We start from the raw sequence: 2,401 nt of genomic DNA on the forward strand, positions 1-2,401 counted from the left end.
GTCGACGACCGCGCCTGTCGCATCGGTGTAGCGGCGCGAGATGGCCCCGGCCGACGCGATGGCCTCCAGGCATCCGCGTGCCCCGCACGGGCACGGCCACTCCCCGATCGGCGCGTGGCCGATCTCGCCGGCATAGCCGCCCGCGGTGTACGGACGTCCGTCGACCAGCAGCGCACCGGCGATGCCGGTGCCGATGATCAGCACGACCGCGTTCGCGTAGTCGCGGGCGCCGCCGAGCACGTGCTCGGCCCAGCTGGCCGCCCGCACATCGTGGTCGAAGGCCACCGGCATCCCGAATCGGGCCACCATCAGGTCGCGCATGGGCGCATCGCGCCAGCCCAGGTTGCTGCTGAACACGCCGATGCCGTTCTCGGCGTCGACGATGCCGGGCACGACGAGTCCGACGGCCTGCGGTACGACATCGGGATGCTGCGCACGCAGCTCGTCGGCGAGTTCGGCGAGACGCTCGATCAGCCCGTCGGGAGAGCCGTCGGCGCTGGACGGAGTCGGAGTGCGGCGCAGTCCGCGCGCGGTGCCGTCGGCGTCGAACAGCGCCGACTTGATGTCGGTGCCGCCCACGTCGAAGGCGAGCACCGGCACGCCGGCCCCGATCGAGGCGGCACGGGCGAGCCGTTCACCGGACTCGTCGCTGACCACCTCGGGGATGTCACTGTGCTCGGACATGCGCGTCCTCCGTCATCCGTCCCTCGTGAGCGGTCAGCCCTCGAGGACCACCGAGCGGGTGAGGTTGCGCGGCTGGTCGGGGTCGAGGCCCTTCGCGACCGCGCGGTCGAGGGCGACGCGGTGCAGACGCACGAGGTCGGCCATCGGGTCGATCGCGTGCTGCACGAAGCGCGCGCCGGTCGCCTCGACCTGGGCCTGCAGGCCCTCGGGCGCCGAGCCGAGCTGCCACGTGATCCGCCCCGGAGCGGCGATGGCGATCGGACCGTGGCGGTACTCCATCGAGCTGTACGACTCGGTCCACGACTGCGACGACTCGCGCATCTTCAGGGCCGCCTCGTGGGCGAGACCCATCGCCCAGCCCATGCCGAGGAAGCTGTACTGCTCGGCCTCGCCGAGCGCCGCGTCGTCGGAGCCGTCGAGCACGGCCTGCGCGTCGGCGATCGCGGCGTCGAGGCTCTCGCCGACCGACGCGCGGAACAGGGCCAGCGCCGTGGTCGCGAAGCGGGTCTGCACGACCGACTGCTCATCGGCGAACGGGAGTCCGATCACGCGGTCGGCGAGGTCGACGAGCGGCGAGGTGGTGTCGCCGACGACGGCGATCACGGGCGTGGCGCCCTTCACGCGCTCGGTCAGCTCGAGCACCTCGGTGGTCGTGCCCGAACGCGTCAATGCGACGATCGCGTCGTAGTCGCGGCCGAAGGGGAACTCGGATGCCGTGAACGCGTCGGTCTCGCCGTGACCGGCGCTCTCGCGGAGCGCGGCGTACGACTGCGCCATGAACCACGAGGTGCCGCAGCCGACGACGGCGATGCGGGCGCCGGAGGCCGGGAGCAGGGCCTGCTCGTCGCGCATATCTGCTGCGCGGGCCCAGGTCTCGGGCTGCGAGGTGAGCTCTGCGCGCATGTGTGCGCCGGCGGTGGTGTGCATGACGACTCCTGAATGCTTGTTTCTGACGTTTAGAACCAGATATCGATCATATTGTCGCATAGATCAGGGACGCGCTGAAAGACGGCATCCCCCGCGCCCGGTTCCAGACGAAGCCGCGTCCGGGCGGTCAGCGACCCTCGGCCGCCTCGGTGTGATGGCGGATGACCTCGGCGACGACGAAGTTGAACCACTTCTCGGCGAACTCCGGGTCGAGGTGCGCCTCTTCGGCGAGCGCACGCAGGCGCGCGGTCTGCTGCTCTTCCCGCCCGGGGTCGGAGGCCGGCATGTCGTGCTCGGCCTTCAGGTGACCTACCTGCTGCGTGCAACGGAACCGCTCGGCGAGCATGAAGATCAGTGCGGCGTCGATGTTGTCGATGCTGGCGCGCAGGCGCAGCAGCTCAGCGCGCGCGTCGCGCGCGTCGGCGTCACCCACGGTGTCAGCTGTGCCTGCGGTCGGCGCGGCCTGCATCGCCGTCGTCGGGGTAACGACCGTCGGTGTACTCGCCCTCTGCCTCCAGGCCACGTGCACCGGAGGGATCGGCGTCCGCATGCGCATGGTCGGCGTCGGTGTACGCCCCCTCGCCGTGATGCGGCAGGTGCTGCTCGCGTCCGTCGGCGGAGTAGACACCGTCGGTGTACTCGCCCTCGGCCTCGACGGCGTGCGCCGCGTGGTCACCGGCCGTCGTGCCGTCGCCGTGGTCGGCATCCGTGTACTCGCCCTCGGCGGGCTCGGATGCGTCGTGTGCATGTTCGTCGGACATGAGATCCTCCAAGGGGTGGTCGCACCTCT

4 protein-coding genes are annotated in these 2,401 nt (G+C 71.1%); all 4 read right to left on the bottom strand.

The window, feature by feature from the left end; all coding sequences use genetic code 11:
• Nucleotides 1-684, bottom strand: a 684-nt coding sequence (locus tag RT309_RS14735) for an ROK family protein (protein ID WP_313358242.1), incomplete at its 3' end; no start/stop codon positions are given.
• Nucleotides 685-717: 33 nt separating this feature from the next.
• On the bottom strand, nucleotides 718-1,611 hold the full coding sequence (locus RT309_RS14740) for an SIS domain-containing protein (RefSeq protein WP_313358244.1): 894 nt from the start codon (nucleotides 1,609-1,611) through the stop codon (nucleotides 718-720).
• Between the two features lie 127 nt (nucleotides 1,612-1,738).
• A complete protein-coding gene (locus RT309_RS14745) occupies nucleotides 1,739-2,044 on the bottom strand; it encodes a chorismate mutase (protein WP_313358246.1) in 306 nt (101 codons plus the stop codon).
• Nucleotides 2,045-2,048: 4 nt separating this feature from the next.
• A partial coding sequence (locus RT309_RS14750; protein ID WP_313358248.1) for a hypothetical protein occupies nucleotides 2,049-2,401 on the bottom strand: 353 nt, incomplete at its 5' end.

This window comes from Microbacterium sp., assembly GCF_032084865.1.
Classification (GTDB): Bacteria; Actinomycetota; Actinomycetes; order Actinomycetales; family Microbacteriaceae; genus Microbacterium.